Source organism: Pseudomonas sp. RC10, assembly GCF_038397775.1.
Taxonomy (GTDB): Bacteria; Pseudomonadota; Gammaproteobacteria; order Pseudomonadales; family Pseudomonadaceae; genus Aquipseudomonas; species Aquipseudomonas bambusae.
The window spans coordinates 4,696,080-4,712,028 of record NZ_CP151650.1 but is presented as its reverse complement, the minus strand read 5'-3'; the positions used below and the strand labels follow the sequence as shown (position 1 = coordinate 4,712,028).

The window sequence follows — 15,949 nt, the reverse complement described above, 5'->3', positions numbered from 1 at the left end:
CCGGGCGTGCACACACTCCTTGTCATGCCCCAGTCCCCCTGTAGGAGCGAATTCATTCGCGAGAGGCCGGTACAGCCGACATATCTCCATCGCCTGTACTTCTTTCGCGAATAAATTCGCTCCCACAGTAGATCCCGGGCGTGCACACACTCCTTGTCATGCCCCAATCCCCCTGTGGGAGCGAATTCATTCGCGAGAGGCCGGTACAGCCAACACATCTCTATCGCCAGATCCGTTTTTCGCGAATAAATTCGCTCCTACAGTAGATCCCGGGCGTGCACACACGCCTTGTCATGCCCCAATCCCCCTGTAGGAGCGAATTCATTCGCGAGAGGCCGGTACAGCCAACACAGCTCCATCGCCAGATCCGTTTTTCGCGAATAAATTCGCTCCTACAGTAGATCCCGGGCGTGCACACACTCCTTGTCATGCCTCAATCCCCCTGTAGGAGCGAATTCATTCGCGAGAGGCCGGTACAGCCAACACATCACCATCGCCAGTTCCGTTTTTCGCGAATAAATTCGCTCCTACAGTAGATCCCGGGCGTACACACAGCCTCGATCAACGCGGCGTAATATCCCGCTCCACCGGCTGCGGATCGGGATCGAACCCGTCGGGAAATTTCCCTTTCAGCCGCCAGGCAAACGCGATGATTTCGGCAATCGTCAGGTAAAGCTCCTGAGGAATGCTGTCGCCCAGTTCCATTCGGGCGAGCATTTTCACCAGTTCGGCGTTTTCGTAGATCGGGACTTTGTATTCCCGGGCGATGGCGAGGATGGCTTCGGCGAGGGCGTCGTCGCCTTTGGCGGTGAGGGTCGGGGCCTGGTGGCCGTCGTAGCTCAGGGCGATGGCCTGACGGGGGGCTTGGTCGGGCGTGGTCATCAGGCGTTCTCGTCGATCCAGCGTTGTTCGAGCACGGTACGGCTGCCTTGGGCGGGAACGCCCCGGTTGCACGCCAGTTCTTTCACGTTCAGGCCACAGGCCACTAGCCTTGCGCGCAGGCTGTCGAGTTCGCCGGAGATCAGTTCCGCCGCGCCTTCGCGCTCGGCCCACATCTGGCTGGACAGGCTGCCCGCGACCAGTTGCGCCTGAACCTGCAATGGCCCGAGCGGTTCCAGATCGAAGGCCAGGTCCACCCGCCACAGTTTCTCTTTGGCCTTGACCTCTTGCGTGGCGGTCTCGGGAGTATCCTCCCGATCAGGCGTGTCCTCACGTTGAACCTTGACCTGCAACGGCACGATGTCGTGGGCGTTGCGCATGGGGATTTCCAGCTGCCAGGTGGTCACTTGCGTGCCGTCGGCGTTCATCCGTGTCTGTTCGAGGCCGCCCAGTTGATGGCTTTGCAGGCGGGAGATCGCACCGGCAGCGAGCTTGAGCAGGGTTTCCAGGTCGTCGTTGTTCTCCGCGTTGGCCAACGTGCGCGACGGTAATGGGAAGTTGGTCGGCACCTTCGGCGCAGCGACCAGCCCCAGCGTACCCAAGGCATTGCGGATCACGTTGGGCATGAGGCGGGCGAGGGTGTTGGCGGCGGCTGCGTCGTTGTAGCTGACATTGCCCGGCAGCCCCGGCAGGATTTGCGCGATGACCCTCAGCAGGTTGGCCTTCATGTCCGGGACCAGCGTCGGGTCCTGCCCGGCCAGCAAGCGCGATTCCATGAACAGCCCGCTGGCGCTCAGCGCCTGAGCGACCCCTTTGGCGGTGGTCATCTGCGGCAGGTCGGGCAGATCGTCGAGCAACTGACTGATGCTGGCGCGTAGCTGTGGCGACAGGTCGTCGGCCGTGCTGGCGTCTGACGTCGGGGGCGGCAGATTCTGCAACGCGGTGAGCAGGCTTTGCAGCGAGCCTTGACGGCTTTGTTGGGTCGACAGTTGCTGTGCCAGCGCCAGTTCGTCGAGCCGGTTGGGCATGGCGATGAAATTCAGCGCCTGACTGTTTTGCACCTGAGCGCTGAGCAGGCTGCCCACACGCAAGGGTTGCGGGCTGTCGAGGGTCAGGCTGCTGCCCGCCAGTGCGGTGTTGAGCAGCATCACGATGGAGCGGTACGTGGCGGGTTGGGTCGCCGCGCTGCCCGTGGACTGCCCCGTCAGTTGCGCCACGTTATCGGCCATCACCTGCGTGGTCAGTACCTTGCCTTGTAGCAGGGTGCCGGGGGGCAGTTGGCGCGTGTCGAGGCTGGTCAGGCTGTTGGTGATGGCTTTCTGCAGGTCTTGCACGCTGATGGTCAGCGTGTCCGCCGAGCCTTGCGCGACGTTCACGGTGGTGCCCGGCGTCAGTGGCAGGCTGCTGCTGACGGGGAGGGTGGTCTGGCGGCCGTTGTCCATGGTCAGTTTGAGCAGCAACTGGAAATCCTGGCCCAGCTGTTTGAGGCTGACCACCTCGGCATTGGCCACCTGACCGGAATTGAGCAGGCCTTCTCGCGGCTCCATGAGCTTGAGCACTTCGCCCGGTGGCACGCCAGCGCGCAGTAGAGCGGTCGCGGCGGCGACGGGGGATAGATTGGGTATATCGCCTGTCATTGAATTCCAACTCGGTAAATGTGCGCATGAACTGGCATAATCCTGCCCCGATGTCTTCGGTGGCCCGTCAGGCTGCCACCAGTATAACGGCCGCGCCGACCCCGACTTGAACCGCCGCGCGCCCCTGTCATCCGAAAAGAAGGACCTCATGTCGATCCCTGTTCTTGAAGCCGTGGCCCTGGCCTGCGAGCGCGATTGGCGGCTGCTGTTCGAGCATTTCGACCTGCGGCTGACGGCGGGCGACATGGTGCAGATCAGCGGCCCCAACGGCAGCGGCAAGACCAGCCTGTTGCGCCTGCTCAGCGGCCTCATGCAGCCCACGGCAGGCGAGGTGTTGCTCGGCGGTCAACCCTTCGCCCGGCAACGCCACGAACTCGCGCAGCACCTGTTGTGGATCGGTCACGCTGCGGGCATCAAGGATCTGCTGACTCCCGTTGAAAACCTCGCCTGGCTGTGCGCCCTGCATCAGAGCGCCGACACCGACGCCCTTTGGCACGCCCTTGAAGCGGTTGGACTGCGGGGTTTCGAAGATGTGCCGTGCCACACGCTGTCTGCCGGACAAAAGCGCCGGGTGGCACTGGCCCGTTTGTACCTGCCAGGCCCTGGCCTGTGGATGCTCGACGAGCCTTTCACCGCGCTGGATAAGCAGGGCGTGGCGCAACTGGAGGCCCATCTCGCTGATCATTGTGAACAGGGCGGCGTCGTGGTGCTGACCACCCACCACACCTTGAACCACACGCCGACCGGTTATCGCGACCTGAATCTGGGAGAGTGGGCGCCATGAGCCACGTGTTCACCCTGCTGATCGCCCGCGAAGCCCGCCTGTTGTTTCGCCGTCCCGCCGAACTGCTCAACCCGCTGGTGTTTTTCGCCATTGTCATTGCGCTATTCCCGCTGGCGGTGGGGCCGGAATCGCAGCTCTTGAGGACGATTTCCCCTGGCTTGGTCTGGGTCGCGGCGCTGCTCTCGGTGCTGCTGTCGCTGGACGGGCTGTTCCGCAGCGATTTCGAGGACGGCTCGCTTGAGCAGTGGGTCCTTTCGCCGCACCCTTTGCCGCTTCTGGTGTTGGCAAAGGTGATGGCACACTGGGCGTTTTCCGGGCTGGCACTCGTGTTACTGGCCCCAGTGCTGGCGTTGATGCTCGGCCTGCCGGGTGAGTGCCTGCCGGTGTTGCTATTGTCATTGTTACTGGGCACGCCGGTGCTGAGCCTGCTGGGTGCGGTGGGTGCGGCACTGACCGTCGGTCTCAAACGCGGCGGCCTGCTGCTGGCGCTGCTGATCCTGCCGCTGTACATCCCGGTGCTGATTCTGGGCAGCGGCGCCTTGCAGGCAGCACTTCAGGGCATGGCTGCGACCGGCTATCTGCTTTGGCTTGGCAGCCTGACGGCGCTCGCGATAACCCTGACACCTTTTGCAATTGCCGCTGGCTTGAAAATCAGTGTTGGCGAATAATCAGAACCTGATCGACCGGACAGCTTTTTAGTCGCCCGCACTTGAAATAGTTAATATCCGAGGCAGGACGCTTCAGTTAAAAGGAGCGCCTGAACAGGCAAGCCACCGTGATGAAACGCATTTTGATGAGAAGCAGCGTGATGAAAAGGCAGCGTGATGAACACAAGCGCCAAGGCTAAAAGCGGCATCAGTTGGGCGTGGTTCCACAAGCTCGGTTCGCCGAAGTGGTTCTATGGCATCAGCGGCCGTCTGCTGCCGTGGCTGAGCATCGCCGCCGCGTTGCTGATCGGCATTGGCGTGGTCTGGGGCCTGGCCTTCGCGCCGCCCGACTATCAGCAGGGCAACAGCTTCCGCATTCTCTATATCCATGTGCCGTCGGCGATGCTGGCGCAGTCCTGCTACGTGATGTTGGCGGTCTGCGGCGTGGTGGGGCTGGTGTGGAAGATGAAAATGGCCGACGTCGCGCTGCAATGCGCCGCGCCCATTGGCGCCTGGATGACCGCCGTGGCGCTGTTGACCGGGGCCATCTGGGGCAAGCCGACCTGGGGCGCGTGGTGGGTCTGGGATGCGCGGCTGACCTCGATGCTGATCCTGCTGTTCCTGTATTTCGGCCTGATCGCGCTGGGCAACGCCATCACCAACCGCGAAAGCGCGGCGAAGGCCTGCGCGGTGCTGGCCATCGTCGGCGTGGTGAACATCCCGATCATCAAATATTCGGTGGAGTGGTGGAGCACGCTGCACCAGGGCGCGACCTTCAGTCTCACCGAAAAACCGGCGATGCCCGCCGAGATGTGGCTGCCGCTGCTGTTCACCGCGCTGGGTTTCTATTGCTTCTTCGGCGCCGTGTTGCTGGTGCGCATGCGTCTGGAGGTGCTCAAGCGTGAGTCCCGTGCCGCATGGGTGAAGGAAGAAGTGGTGAAAGCCCTCGGCCAGAATCTGCGCAAGGGGGGCGGTCAATGAGCTTCGATTCCTTCAGCGATTTTCTGGCCATGGGCACACACGGTCTGTATGTCTGGACCGCCTATGGCATTTGTCTGGCCGTGTTGGCGATCAACGTCGCGTCACCGCTGTTGGCGCGTCGGCGTTACCTGCAACAAGAGGCGCGCCGTTTACGCCGGGAGAGCAACACGTGAATCCGCTGCGAAAAAAGCGACTGTTGATCATCGTGGCGATTCTCGCTGGGGTTGGCATCGCGGTTAGCCTGGCGCTCAGCGCCCTGCAAGAGAACATCAACCTGTTCTACACCCCGACCCAGATCGCCAGTGGCGAGGCGCCTCACGGCACGCGCATTCGCGCAGGCGGCATGGTGGAGAAAGGGTCGTTGCAACGTTCCGCCGATTCGCTGGACGTGACCTTTGTGGTCACCGATTTCAACAAGTCGGTGACCATTACCTACCGTGGCATTCTTCCGGACCTGTTCCGCGAAGGGCAGGGCATCGTCGCGCTGGGCAAACTGAATGCCGACGGTGTGGTGGTGGCCGATGAAGTGCTGGCCAAACACGACGAGAAATACATGCCGCCGGAAGTCACCAAGGCGTTGAAAGACAGCGGTCAATCTGCACCGAACGCACCGGCGGGCGCGTCCTACACACCCGCCAAACAGGGGTAAACCATGATTCCCGAACTCGGCCATCTGGCCATGATCCTGGCCCTGTGCTTCGCCGTCGTGCAGGCCATCGTGCCGCTGTTCGGCGCTTGGCGGGGCGACCGCGTGTGGATGGGCCTGGCGCAACCGGCGGCGTGGGGGCAATTTGCGTTTCTGTTGTTCGCTTTCGGTTGCCTGAGCTATTCGTTCATGGTCGACGATTTTTCGGTGGGCTACGTCGCCGAAAACTCCAACAGCGCCTTGCCGTGGTACTACAAATTCAGCGCGGTGTGGGGCGCCCACGAAGGCTCGTTGCTGCTGTGGGCCTTGATTCTCGGGGGCTGGACCTTTGCGGTGTCGGTGTTTTCCCGGCAGTTGCCGCAGGTGATGCTGGCGCGGGTACTGGCGGTGATGGGCATGATCAGCATCGGCTTTTTGCTGTTTCTGATCCTCACCTCCAACCCGTTCAGCCGCATCCTGCCGCAGATTCCCCAGGACGGTCGCGACCTCAACCCGCTGCTGCAAGACCCCGGCCTGATCATTCACCCGCCGATGCTATACATGGGCTACGTCGGGTTCTCGGTGGCCTTCGCCTTCGCCATCGCCGCGTTGCTCGGCGGTCGTCTCGACGCGGCCTGGGCACGCTGGTCGCGCCCGTGGACCATCGTCGCCTGGGCCTTCCTCGGCATCGGCATCACCCTCGGCTCCTGGTGGGCCTACTACGAGTTGGGCTGGGGCGGCTGGTGGTTCTGGGACCCGGTGGAAAACGCCTCGTTCATGCCGTGGCTGGTGGGCACTGCGCTGATTCACTCGCTGGCGGTCACTGAAAAGCGCGGCGTGTTCAAAAGCTGGACCGTGTTGCTGGCCATCGCCGCGTTCTCCCTGAGCCTGCTGGGCACCTTCCTCGTGCGCTCCGGTGTGCTGACTTCGGTTCACGCGTTTGCGTCCGACCCGGCCCGTGGCGTGTTCATTCTGATCTTCCTGCTGCTGGTGGTGGGCGGTTCGCTGACCCTGTTCGCGATCCGCGCGCCGGTGGTGAAAAGCCACGTCGGCTTTGGCCTGTGGTCGCGGGAAACCCTGCTGCTGGGTAACAACCTGGTGCTGGTGGTGGCCGCGTCGATGATTCTGCTCGGCACGCTGTACCCGCTGGTGCTTGACGCCATGAGCGGGGCGAAAATGTCAGTCGGCCCGCCGTACTTCAATGCGCTGTTCGTGCCGTTGATGGGGTTGTTGATGGTGGTCATGGCCGTGGGCGTGCTGGTGCGCTGGAAAGACACCCCGGTGAAATGGCTGATGAGCATGCTGGCACCGGTGTTGGTGGGCAGTGCAGTGCTGGCGGTCATCGCCGGTTTCGCGATGGCCGATTTCCACTGGGCGGTGCTCGCCACTGTAATGCTGGCCGCGTGGGTACTGCTGGCAGGCGTGCGCGACCTGCTCGACAAGACTCGCCACAAAGGCCTGATCAAGGGTGCTGGCTCGCTGACCCGAAGTTATTGGGGCATGCAACTCGCGCATATCGGCATCGCCGTGGTGGCGCTGGGCGTGGTGCTGTCCAGCCAGAACAGCGCCGAGCGGGACCTGCGCATGGCCCCCGGCGATTCGGTCGAGCTGGGCGGCTACACCTTTATCTTCGAAGGCGCCAGACACGTTCAAGGCCCGAACTTCACCTCGGACGAAGGCACGATTCGAGTGCTGCAAGACGGCAAGGAAGTCACCGCGTTGTACCCGGAAAAACGCCTGTACACCGTGCAACGTTCGATGATGACTGAGGCTGGTATCGACGGCGGTTTCAGCCGCGACCTGTACGTGGCGCTGGGTGAGCCGCTGGACAACGGTGCGTGGGCCGTGCGGGTGCACGTCAAACCTTTCGTGCGCTGGATCTGGTTCGGTGGGCTGATCACCGCACTGGGCGGTTTGCTGGCGGCGCTGGACAAGCGTTATCGGGTCAAGGTCCGGGCGAAAGTGCGGGACGCGTTGGGTCTGTCGGGAGCTGCGGTATGAAGCGTTGGGTGTTGTTGATTCCGCTGGTGCTGTTTCTCGGCATGGCGGTGGTTCTGTATCGCGGGCTGTACCTGGACCCGTCCGAGCTGCCGTCCGCGTTGATCGATAAACCGTTCCCGGAATTCGCGTTGCCCGCCGTGCAGGACGGCAAACCGCTGACCCGCGCCAACCTCTTGGGCAAACCGGCGCTGGTCAACGTCTGGGGCACCTGGTGCATCGCCTGCCGGGTCGAACACCCGGTTCTGACCAAACTGGCGCAGCAGGGCGTGGTGATTTACGGCGTCAACTACAAGGACGTCAACGCCGATGCCTTGAAATGGCTCAGCGAGTTTCACGACCCGTACCAGCTGAACATCAATGACGAGGCGGGCAGTCTGGGGCTGAACCTGGGCGTCTACGGCGCGCCGGAAACCTTCCTGATCGACCGCAAGGGCATCATTCGCTACAAGCACGTCGGCGTGATCGACGAGACCGTCTGGCGCGAGAAACTGGCCGGGCTGTATCAGGGGCTGGTGGATGAGGGTAAACAATGAGCTTTCTCCACCGCCTCTCGACCTGTGGGCACTCCGCGATGGCCCAGGCTTGCCGAGGACTCTTCTGTGGGAGCGAATTCATTCGCGAATCGGTGGTTCGGGCAACACCTCTCGGTCGGATGTACGGCCGCCTCGCGAATAAATTCGCTCCCACAGGTTTGAACTGTGATCGGCCATGCAGTGCCAGGGGGCGACGGCTGCTCGCCGCTGCGATGTTGGCACTGGGTTTTGCGGGCACCGCCCACGCCGCCATCGACGCTTACACCTTCAAGGACGACGCCGAGCGGGCCCGTTACACCGAGCTGACCCGCGAGTTGCGGTGCCCGAAATGCCAGAACCAGGACATCGCCGACTCCAACGCGCCCATCGCCGCCGACTTGCGCAAAGAGATTTACCGCATGCTCGGCGAAGGCCAGAGCAATCAACAGATCATTGATTTCATGGTCGATCGCTACGGCGAATTCGTGCGTTACAAGCCCGAACTCAACGCCCACACCTGGCTGCTCTGGTTTGGTCCTGCCGGTCTGCTGCTGGGCGGTGCGGTGCTGATTGGCGTGATCGTTGTGCGTCGTCGCGGCCAGCGTGCCGAAGACGCCGACGTGTTTTCCGACGAGGAGCGTCAGCGCCTCGCCCACCTGCTGGATAAAAACCACGAATGATCGATTTCTGGCTCGCCGCTGGCCTGCTGTTGCTGGTGGCCTTGGGTTTCCTGTTGATCCCGTTGCTGCGCGGCCGTCGCGCACAGCGGGAAGAAGACCGCACCGCCCTCAACGTCGCGCTGTATCAGGAACGCGTGGCTGAACTGCACGCGCAACAAGCCGAGGGCGTGTTGTCCGCCGCGCAAATGGACACTGGCCGTGCCGAGGCGGCGCGCGAGTTGCTGGCCGACACTGAAGGCGCCTCTGCGGAGCGTGTTTCGCGCTTAGGTACGCCGCTGCCCTTGCTCGCGGCGGTGCTGGTGCCGTTGTTGGCGCTGGGGCTCTATCTGCACTTCGGCGCCAGCGACAAGGTCGAACTGACCCGCGAATTCGCCCAACCGCCGACCTCGCTGGCGCAGATGACCGACCGGCTGGAGCGTGCAGTGAAGGCTCAGCCCGACTCGGCAGAAAGCCTGTACTTCCTCGCCCGCACCTACATGTCCCAGGACCGGCCCGCCGATGCGGCGAACATGTTCGAGCGCGCCGTGGCGTTGGCGGGGCGTCAGCCGGAATTGCTGGGGCAGTGGGCACAGGCGTTGTATTTCGCCGGCAACAAAGCCTGGACCCCGCAGATTCAGGGGTTGGCGGATGAAGCCTTGAAGACCGATCCCAAGGAAGTCACCAGCCTCGGCCTCAAGGGCATCAACGCCTTCGAAAGCCAGCACTTCCAGGACGCCGTGGATTACTGGAAACGGTTGCTCGCGGTATTGCCGCCGAACGACCCGTCGCGTCCGGCGCTGGAAGGGGGTATCGCCCGCGCCGCCGAAAAGGTCGTACAGAGTGGCGGCCAAGTGCAGGACGCCACGCTGATCGCCGCGCCGGGTGCGCATTTGAAGGTCCGCGTGACCCTGTCCGACGACCTCAAGGCCAAGGTCCAGCCCGGTGACACGGTGTTCGTGTTTGCCCGCGCGGTGTCAGGCCCGCCCGCGCCGTTGGCGGTGAAGCGCGTGACCGTGGCCGATCTGCCGGTGGTCGTGGAATTGACCGACGCTGACGCGATGATGCCGCAACTGAAACTGTCGAACTTTCCGGAAGTCCAACTGGTTGCTCGGGTATCCCGCGCAGGCCAGCCCACTTCCGGAGAGTGGATCGGTCGCAGCCAACCGTTGCCCAGCAACGTCACGGCGCGACAGGCCCTGACCATCGACAGCCCCGATCAGTAGCGTTTTTGCTGATCCTGATCGCGCGGCCCAGACACAGTAGAGAATCCTATGTATCGCGTCGCACGATTTGCCTTATTGAGTGTGGTGGTGGCGTTGAGCGCCGCCTGTGCGGTCCAGCGCCCCGGGCCGCAGAGTTCTGAACCGATCCCGACGATTCCTCGCGGCTCATCGAGTCCGTCGCCAACGCCCCAGCCAGGAACCCCACGCACCACACCTCAGACCCCGCCCTCGACGCCGATCCCGTCCGGCCCGAAAACCTCCGCCAACTTCGCTCCGCCGCCCGGTGGCAACAGCCATTGGGATGCCAGGCTGGGCGTGCACGTGCTGGATAACGTGCCCAACACCTTCTACCGCCAACGCACCTACTACCGCTGGAACAACGGCTGGACCTGGTCTACCTCGCCGAGCGGCCCTTGGCAGGAAACCGATTCCAGTGGCGTGCCACCGGGGTTGAGCCGACAGTTCGGGAATTGAGCGTGACGGCTGATCGCAGATCCTTTGTAGGAGTGAGCTTGCTCGCGATCGCTCGTCCAGCCTACTTACGCAGTAGCTGACCCACCGTATCGCAGTAGGAGCGCGCTAGCCCGCGATAGAGTGTGTCAGCGGCAGAGGGTGGTCTGGCACACCGCCATCGCGGGCAAGCCCGCTCCTACCGTTCCGACGCTGTTTGCCAGCGACGCGATTCATCCGGCATAAACAAAAACGGCGACCTGTCGAGGTCGCCGTTTTGCGTTAAACGGTGCGTTTACTTGGCCGGGTAAATCTGGTCGAACACGCCACCGTCGTTGAAGTGGGTCTTCTGGATGTCGGGCCAGGTGCCAAAGGTTTTTTCGATGTTGAGGAAATCGACTTTCGGGAAGCGGTCGGTGTACTTCGCCAGCACTTTTGGGTCGCGCGGACGCAGATAGTTGGCGGCGGCGATTTCCTGGCCTTCCGGGGACCACAGGTATTTCAGGTAATCTTCGGCGAGGACGCGGGTGCCTTTCTTGTCGACGACTTTGTCCACCACGCTCACCGGTGGCTCGGCTTCAGCAGATACGCTCGGGTAGACCACTTCGAACTGATCGCGGCCAAACTCGCGGGCGATCATCTCGGCTTCGTTCTCAAACGTCACCAGCACGTCGCCGATGTGGTTGGTCATGAACGTGGTGGTGGCGCCACGGCCGCCCGTGTCGAGGACCGGCACATGGCTGAACACTTGGCCGACGAATTTTTTCGCAGCGGCTTCATCGCCGCCGTTCTTCAGGGTGTAGCCCCACGCCGACAGGTAGGTGTAGCGCCCGTTGCCCGAGGTCTTGGGGTTCGGCACGATCACCTCAACGCCGTCCTTTACCAGGTCGTTCCAGTCTTTCAGCGCTTTCGGGTTGCCCTTGCGCACGATGAACACTGTGGCCGAGGTGAATGGCGCGCTGTTGTTCGGCAGGCGCGCGACCCAATCCTTCGGCACCAGCCCTCCGTTGTCCGCCAGGGCATTGATGTCGGTGGCCATGTTCATGGTGATCACGTCAGCGGGCAGGCCGTCGATGACCGAACGGGCCTGCTTGCTCGACCCGCCGAAGGACATCTTCAGGGTCACGTCTTCCTTGTGCTCGGCCTGCCAGTGTTTCTGGAAGGCGGCGTTGTAGTCCTTGTAGAAATCGCGCATCACGTCGTACGAAACGTTGAGCAATTCAGGCGCGGCCTGGGCGGCGCTACCAAAGGCCATTCCGGCGGCCAGAAGAGAAGCGGCGAAGAGTTTGTTCACTGCGAATTCCTTTGTCGTGTGTGGAAATTGTTCTTATGAATAAAGGGCTGGCTAATGGCCGCGACTATAACGAAAAGCCTCAGTCGCTTAATAGATTAAAAACGTCTGTGCTTATGAATTCTCGGCGCCCTGGGACACGGCGATCGCATCGACTTTCGGAAACAGCGCGTTGCCACACCGCGAACAGAACGCCGAGTGGGGCTCATGGCTGTCCTTGGCGCACACCGGGCAATCGTGCTGGAGCTGATCGCCGCGCATGGCGGTGGCCAGTTCAGCGGTGAAGATGCCGGTGGGCACCGCGATGATCGAGTAACCCGTGATCATCACCAGCGACGACAGGATCTGGCCGACGGGCGTTTTCGGCACGATGTCGCCGAAGCCCACGGTGGTCAGCGTGACGATGGCCCAGTAAATCCCCTTGGGGATGCTGGTGAAGCCATGTTCAGGGCCTTCGACGACGTACATCAGCGTGCCGAACACCGTGACCAGCGTCGAGACGGTCACCAGAAACACGATGATCTTTTGCTTGCTGCCGCGCAGGGCTGCCAGCAGGTAGTTCGCCTGTTTCAGATAAGGGCTGAGTTTGAGGACGCGGAATATCCGCAGCATCCGCACCACGCGGATGATCAATAGGTACTGCGCGTCGGCGTTATACAGCGCCAGGATCCCCGGCACGATGGCCAGCAGGTCGATCAGGCCGTAGAAACTGAACGCGTATTTCAGCGGTTGCGGCGAGCAGTACAGGCGCAGGATGTACTCGACGAGGAACACGAACGTGAAGCCCCATTCGATGTAGGCCAGCAGGTCCGCGTAGTCGCGATGAATGGCCTGGATGCTGTCGAGCATCACAATGGCGAGGCTGGCGAGGATGATCAGCAGCAGGGCCTTATCGAAGCGCCGACCGGCCTTGGTGTCTGTCTGAAAAACGATGATGCGCAGTTGTTCGCGCCAACCGGTGTTGCTGTCCATGAGGGTTTTCCGAATGCAAGGTCGGCAGAGCCTGTGACAAACCGCTCAGGAGCGCAACCGCTGATCGCTGATCGTCTGGCGCATCAGCCGACTGCCAGCCTGCACCAGCCAGCAAGCAAGAATGAACGGGGCGGTCAGCGTCGCCAGCCCCAGCCCGGAAAAGCCCGGTTGCAGCAGGATCGCCAGTAGGATCGCCACGCCAGGCAACCAGGGTTTCTGGCGCACATGGCTGAAGGCCAAGGCTGCCAGCGCCGGGTTGTAGCCTGAAAGGCCTAGCAACGCCAGGTCGGTTTCCTGTTGCCACAACGCGAAAGCGATGCCGCATGCGCAACCCAATGCCGCCCACACCGCGGCGGTGCGATTGGCGATGAGCAGGCCGACCCCGATCAGCACACCGGCCAACGGATGATCCAGCAGGAACACTTGGCCGAGACCCAGTGGCAGCGCCCGGATCAGGTCCGAATGGGCCATGCCGACATTCGGCACAGGTTCGGCGAATACCAGCAGCACCCAACTGAACAGCACGAACGGCGCGGTGTAGGCCTTGAGGCAAGACGCACGAGGCGCCCATTGCATCCACACGTGCATCAGCATGGCGCTGAGTCCGCCGCAGGCGATGATCAGCAAAGGTGACAGGGGCGAATCATCGAAACGGTAGCTGATCAGCAAGCCCAGCAGTACGCCGTTGTAGCTGTAGACCCCGGACTGCCGCTCGGCCTTGGAATAGCCGCGACGTTGCGCGGTGAGCAATCCGGCGACCGCACCCAATAACGCGCCGCCCAAGGGAGACGGCGCGCTGATCAGGATCGCCATCAGGCAGAAAAGGCCGCACACGGGGCTGCGTTGCAGCAGGACCTGACTGAAACCGTTGAGCAGCGCTTCGGCCCAGTCGGGGCAATGGGAGGAGGGGGCAGGGTTGAGTGTGTTCATATATGTATTCAATAGTTCTATTTATTGTATACATATTGGGTCGGGCGACCGGCGTAATCAAGCCCTAGGGTCGGATATCACGAACCTGTAGGAGACGCCGGAGGTACGACGGCAGCGACGGCGGTGGGTCAGCCGCAGAGTTGTTTCATGACACACCGCCGTCGCTGCCGTCGTACCTCCGGCGTCTCCCACAGGGGATCGGAGCATTCCGGAGTTTTGTTTGAACCTTATTAAACCCTGAACTGCCGCAACAGCCCATTCAACTGTTCGCTCAGCCCTTTGAGCTGCGCGCTCGCCGCGCTGGATTGTTCGGCCGCCACCGCCGTGCTTTGCGACAACTGTGCAGCCTGGGTCACGTTCTGGTTGATATCTTCCACCACATGGGATTGTTGCAAGGTAGCGCTGGCAATGGAGGCGTTCAGGCCATTGAGGTTACGCAGGGCCTGGCTGATGGACGTGAGGCTCTGGCCCGCGAGGTTGGCCTGTTCGATGGTCAACTGCGAGGACCGGCTGCTGTCGCCGATCACTTTCACGGCCGCATCGGAATGGCTTTGCAGACGTTCGATCATCGCCTGAATTTCTGCCGTGGACTTCTGCGTGCGCTGGGCCAGCAAGCGCACTTCGTCCGCCACCACGGCAAAGCCGCGGCCTTGATCCCCGGCGCGGGCCGCCTCGATTGCCGCGTTCAGCGCCAGCAGGTTGGTCTGTTCGGCGATGGAACTGATCACCTCCAGCACTCCGCCGATCTGCGTGCTTTCGCTGGACAGGGTGCGGATCACTTCGACCGCTTGATCGATAGTGCCCGACAGGTGCCCGATCTGTTTCAGGCTGCTGTCGATATTGGCTTGGCCCTGCTGGGCCTGGGATTCGGCGTTGCGCATTTCACTGGCAGCGTGTTCGGCGTTCTTCGCCACGTCCTGCACGCCGTAAGTGACCTCGTTGACCGCGGTCGCCACTTGCTCCATTTGCAGGGATTGCTGCTGGCTGCGCTCTTGCGCCTGCACGGCGTTGTTGCCCAAGTCATTGGACGCCTGGCCCAGCCCAAGCGCTGACACCTGCAACTCCCCGACGACCCGGCGCAGCTTGGCGGTGAAGGCGTTGAAATGGGTCGCCAGTTGTGTGATTTCATCGCGCCCGTGGGTTTCCAGGGTGCGGGTCAGGTCGCTCTCGCCACTGGCGATGTTGGCCATGGCGTCGACCGTGGTTTTCAGTGGCCCGGCGATGCTGCGGCCAATGACGATCAGCAGGATCGCCATCAACAGAATGATCCCCAGGCTGATGGACACGGCTTTGATTACCTGTTGCTGGAACTCGGCCTGCACGTCATCGACGTACACGCCGGAGCCAATCACCCAGCCCCAGGGCGAGAACAGCGACACGTAGGAGGTTTTCTGCACCGGCTCGCTGGCGCCCGGTTTCGGCCAGCGATAGTTGACTGTACCCGCGCCTTTGGCCTTGGCCACGGCCACGATTTCATTGAAGACCTGAAAACCGTCCGGGTCCTTGATGCCCGACAGGTCCTGTCCCACCAGCTTGGGGTTGGCGGGGTGCATGATCATTACCGGGCGCAGGTCGTTGATCCAGAAATAGTCAGTCTGGTTGTAGCGCAGACCTCGAATGGCATCCATCGCCTGCTGCTGCGCCTGTTCGCGGGTCAGCTTGCCGGTGGTTTCCAGCCCCTGGTAATAGTCGAGCAGGCCCGCGGCAGTCTGCACCACGTGCATGGTCTTCTGCGCCTTGGCGTCGTACAGGTCGTCGTGGATCTGCTTGAGCATGGCCACCGCCAGCGTGAACAACATCAACACAGCGACGATGAGGATCAGCCACAGCCGGCGGCTGATGGAGAAGTTGCGCATATTCATGACCGTCACTCCGTTCATTGTTCTTGTTATGACGCGGGCTGCGTGTTTGAGACCAGCCCCCGAGACAGAGAATCATCCACAGCCAAGGCCACGCGATTCATTCCCGTCATAAAGCATCTCGGCGCTGCGAAGCCAAACCTGAGAGCCCAGTGAAGTTATTTACGGTAATCAAGCGAATGTGTTTCGGGGATTTGCCAAATGCCCAAAAAATGACGTCAGAATGTTTACACGTATAGCCAAAGGCTTACACGAAATGGAGCGTTTCGCTCTATGTTGGATCCCATCGAAGCAGTACATTGGATCCATCAACTGCAGCAACGGATGACTGCAGGATCAAGGATGATCGACCGTTGCCAAGGTACTGGCGGCCAACAGGAAGTTGGACGGTGTTGCACAAACCCGCTTCGGCGGGTTTTTTTATGCCCGCGAAAAACGCCGTTTGGCATGCGTATGCATCCCGGTCTCCGCTACATTTCCCCGTCAGGCATTTGCCCGT

16 protein-coding genes are annotated in these 15,949 nt (G+C 62.0%); 10 read left to right on the top strand and 6 right to left on the bottom strand.

The window, feature by feature from the left end; translation table 11 throughout:
- Positions 1–561 precede the first annotated feature (561 nt).
- Together AAEO81_RS21485 and AAEO81_RS21480 are read right to left on the bottom strand one after the other, a co-directional pair.
- Positions 562–882 carry an EscU/YscU/HrcU family type III secretion system export apparatus switch protein gene (locus AAEO81_RS21485; protein WP_341958947.1) on the bottom strand — a complete coding sequence of 107 codons (321 nt, stop codon included), beginning with the start codon at positions 880–882 and terminating at the stop codon, positions 562–564.
- Positions 882–2,516 carry a flagellar hook-length control protein FliK gene (locus tag AAEO81_RS21480; protein WP_341958946.1) on the bottom strand — a complete coding sequence of 545 codons (1,635 nt, stop codon included), beginning with the start codon at positions 2,514–2,516 and terminating at the stop codon, positions 882–884. Before AAEO81_RS21480 ends, AAEO81_RS21485 begins: the two co-directional genes overlap by 1 nt.
- A 148-nt stretch (positions 2,517–2,664) precedes the next feature.
- Between AAEO81_RS21480 and ccmA the strand changes: the two genes are divergently transcribed.
- The 10 genes from ccmA to AAEO81_RS21430 all read left to right on the top strand — a co-directional run bounded on the left by ccmA (position 2,665) and on the right by AAEO81_RS21430 (position 10,422).
- The gene (gene ccmA / locus AAEO81_RS21475) at positions 2,665–3,300 is read left to right on the top strand and encodes a cytochrome c biogenesis heme-transporting ATPase CcmA (RefSeq protein WP_341958945.1); all 636 of its coding nucleotides are present in this window, start codon (positions 2,665–2,667) and stop codon (positions 3,298–3,300) included.
- Entirely contained in the window at positions 3,297–3,968 is a 672-nt protein-coding gene (gene ccmB / locus AAEO81_RS21470) for a heme exporter protein CcmB (protein ID WP_341958944.1), read from the top strand. Before ccmA ends, ccmB begins: the two co-directional genes overlap by 4 nt.
- Positions 3,969–4,124: 156 nt before the next feature.
- Positions 4,125–4,928 (top strand): heme ABC transporter permease, encoded by an 804-nt coding sequence (locus tag AAEO81_RS21465; protein ID WP_166597911.1) that lies wholly within the window; start codon positions 4,125–4,127, stop codon positions 4,926–4,928.
- Complete coding sequence (ccmD, locus tag AAEO81_RS21460; RefSeq protein WP_341958943.1) at positions 4,925–5,101, top strand: heme exporter protein CcmD; 177 nt, start codon at positions 4,925–4,927, stop codon at positions 5,099–5,101. Before AAEO81_RS21465 ends, ccmD begins: the two co-directional genes overlap by 4 nt.
- Positions 5,098–5,577 carry a cytochrome c maturation protein CcmE gene (ccmE, locus tag AAEO81_RS21455; RefSeq protein ID WP_341958942.1) on the top strand — a complete coding sequence of 160 codons (480 nt, stop codon included), beginning with the start codon at positions 5,098–5,100 and terminating at the stop codon, positions 5,575–5,577. Before ccmD ends, ccmE begins: the two co-directional genes overlap by 4 nt.
- A gap of 3 nt (positions 5,578–5,580) precedes the next feature.
- The gene (locus tag AAEO81_RS21450) at positions 5,581–7,554 is read left to right on the top strand and encodes a heme lyase CcmF/NrfE family subunit (RefSeq protein ID WP_341958941.1); all 1,974 of its coding nucleotides are present in this window, start codon (positions 5,581–5,583) and stop codon (positions 7,552–7,554) included.
- Positions 7,551–8,087: a DsbE family thiol:disulfide interchange protein gene (locus tag AAEO81_RS21445; RefSeq protein ID WP_341958940.1), complete on the top strand. Its 537-nt coding sequence runs from the start codon at positions 7,551–7,553 to the stop codon at positions 8,085–8,087. Before AAEO81_RS21450 ends, AAEO81_RS21445 begins: the two co-directional genes overlap by 4 nt.
- A 212-nt stretch (positions 8,088–8,299) precedes the next feature.
- The gene (locus tag AAEO81_RS21440; RefSeq protein ID WP_341958939.1) at positions 8,300–8,746 is read left to right on the top strand and encodes a cytochrome c-type biogenesis protein; all 447 of its coding nucleotides are present in this window, start codon (positions 8,300–8,302) and stop codon (positions 8,744–8,746) included.
- Positions 8,743–9,948, top strand: coding sequence for a c-type cytochrome biogenesis protein CcmI (gene ccmI / locus AAEO81_RS21435; RefSeq protein WP_341958938.1), 1,206 nt, complete (start codon positions 8,743–8,745; stop codon positions 9,946–9,948). The genes AAEO81_RS21440 and ccmI overlap by 4 nt, the downstream gene beginning before the upstream one ends.
- Before the next feature lie 48 nt (positions 9,949–9,996).
- Complete coding sequence (locus AAEO81_RS21430) at positions 9,997–10,422, top strand: hypothetical protein (protein ID WP_166597904.1); 426 nt, start codon at positions 9,997–9,999, stop codon at positions 10,420–10,422.
- Positions 10,423–10,693: 271 nt separating this feature from the next.
- Here the strand turns inward: AAEO81_RS21430 and AAEO81_RS21425 are convergent, their stop codons facing one another.
- From AAEO81_RS21425 to AAEO81_RS21410, 4 genes are all read right to left on the bottom strand, one after another.
- A complete protein-coding gene (locus AAEO81_RS21425; RefSeq protein ID WP_341958937.1) occupies positions 10,694–11,692 on the bottom strand; it encodes a sulfate ABC transporter substrate-binding protein in 999 nt (332 codons plus the stop codon).
- 111 nt (positions 11,693–11,803) lie between these two features.
- Positions 11,804–12,661, bottom strand: a complete 858-nt coding sequence (locus AAEO81_RS21420) for an ion transporter (RefSeq protein ID WP_341958936.1) — start codon at positions 12,659–12,661, stop codon at positions 11,804–11,806.
- 45 nt (positions 12,662–12,706) lie between these two features.
- Entirely contained in the window at positions 12,707–13,591 is an 885-nt protein-coding gene (locus AAEO81_RS21415; protein ID WP_341958935.1) for an urea transporter, read from the bottom strand.
- A 230-nt stretch (positions 13,592–13,821) separates the two neighbouring features.
- Complete coding sequence (locus AAEO81_RS21410; protein WP_341958934.1) at positions 13,822–15,453, bottom strand: methyl-accepting chemotaxis protein; 1,632 nt, start codon at positions 15,451–15,453, stop codon at positions 13,822–13,824.
- Between the last annotated feature and the right edge of the window lie 496 nt (positions 15,454–15,949).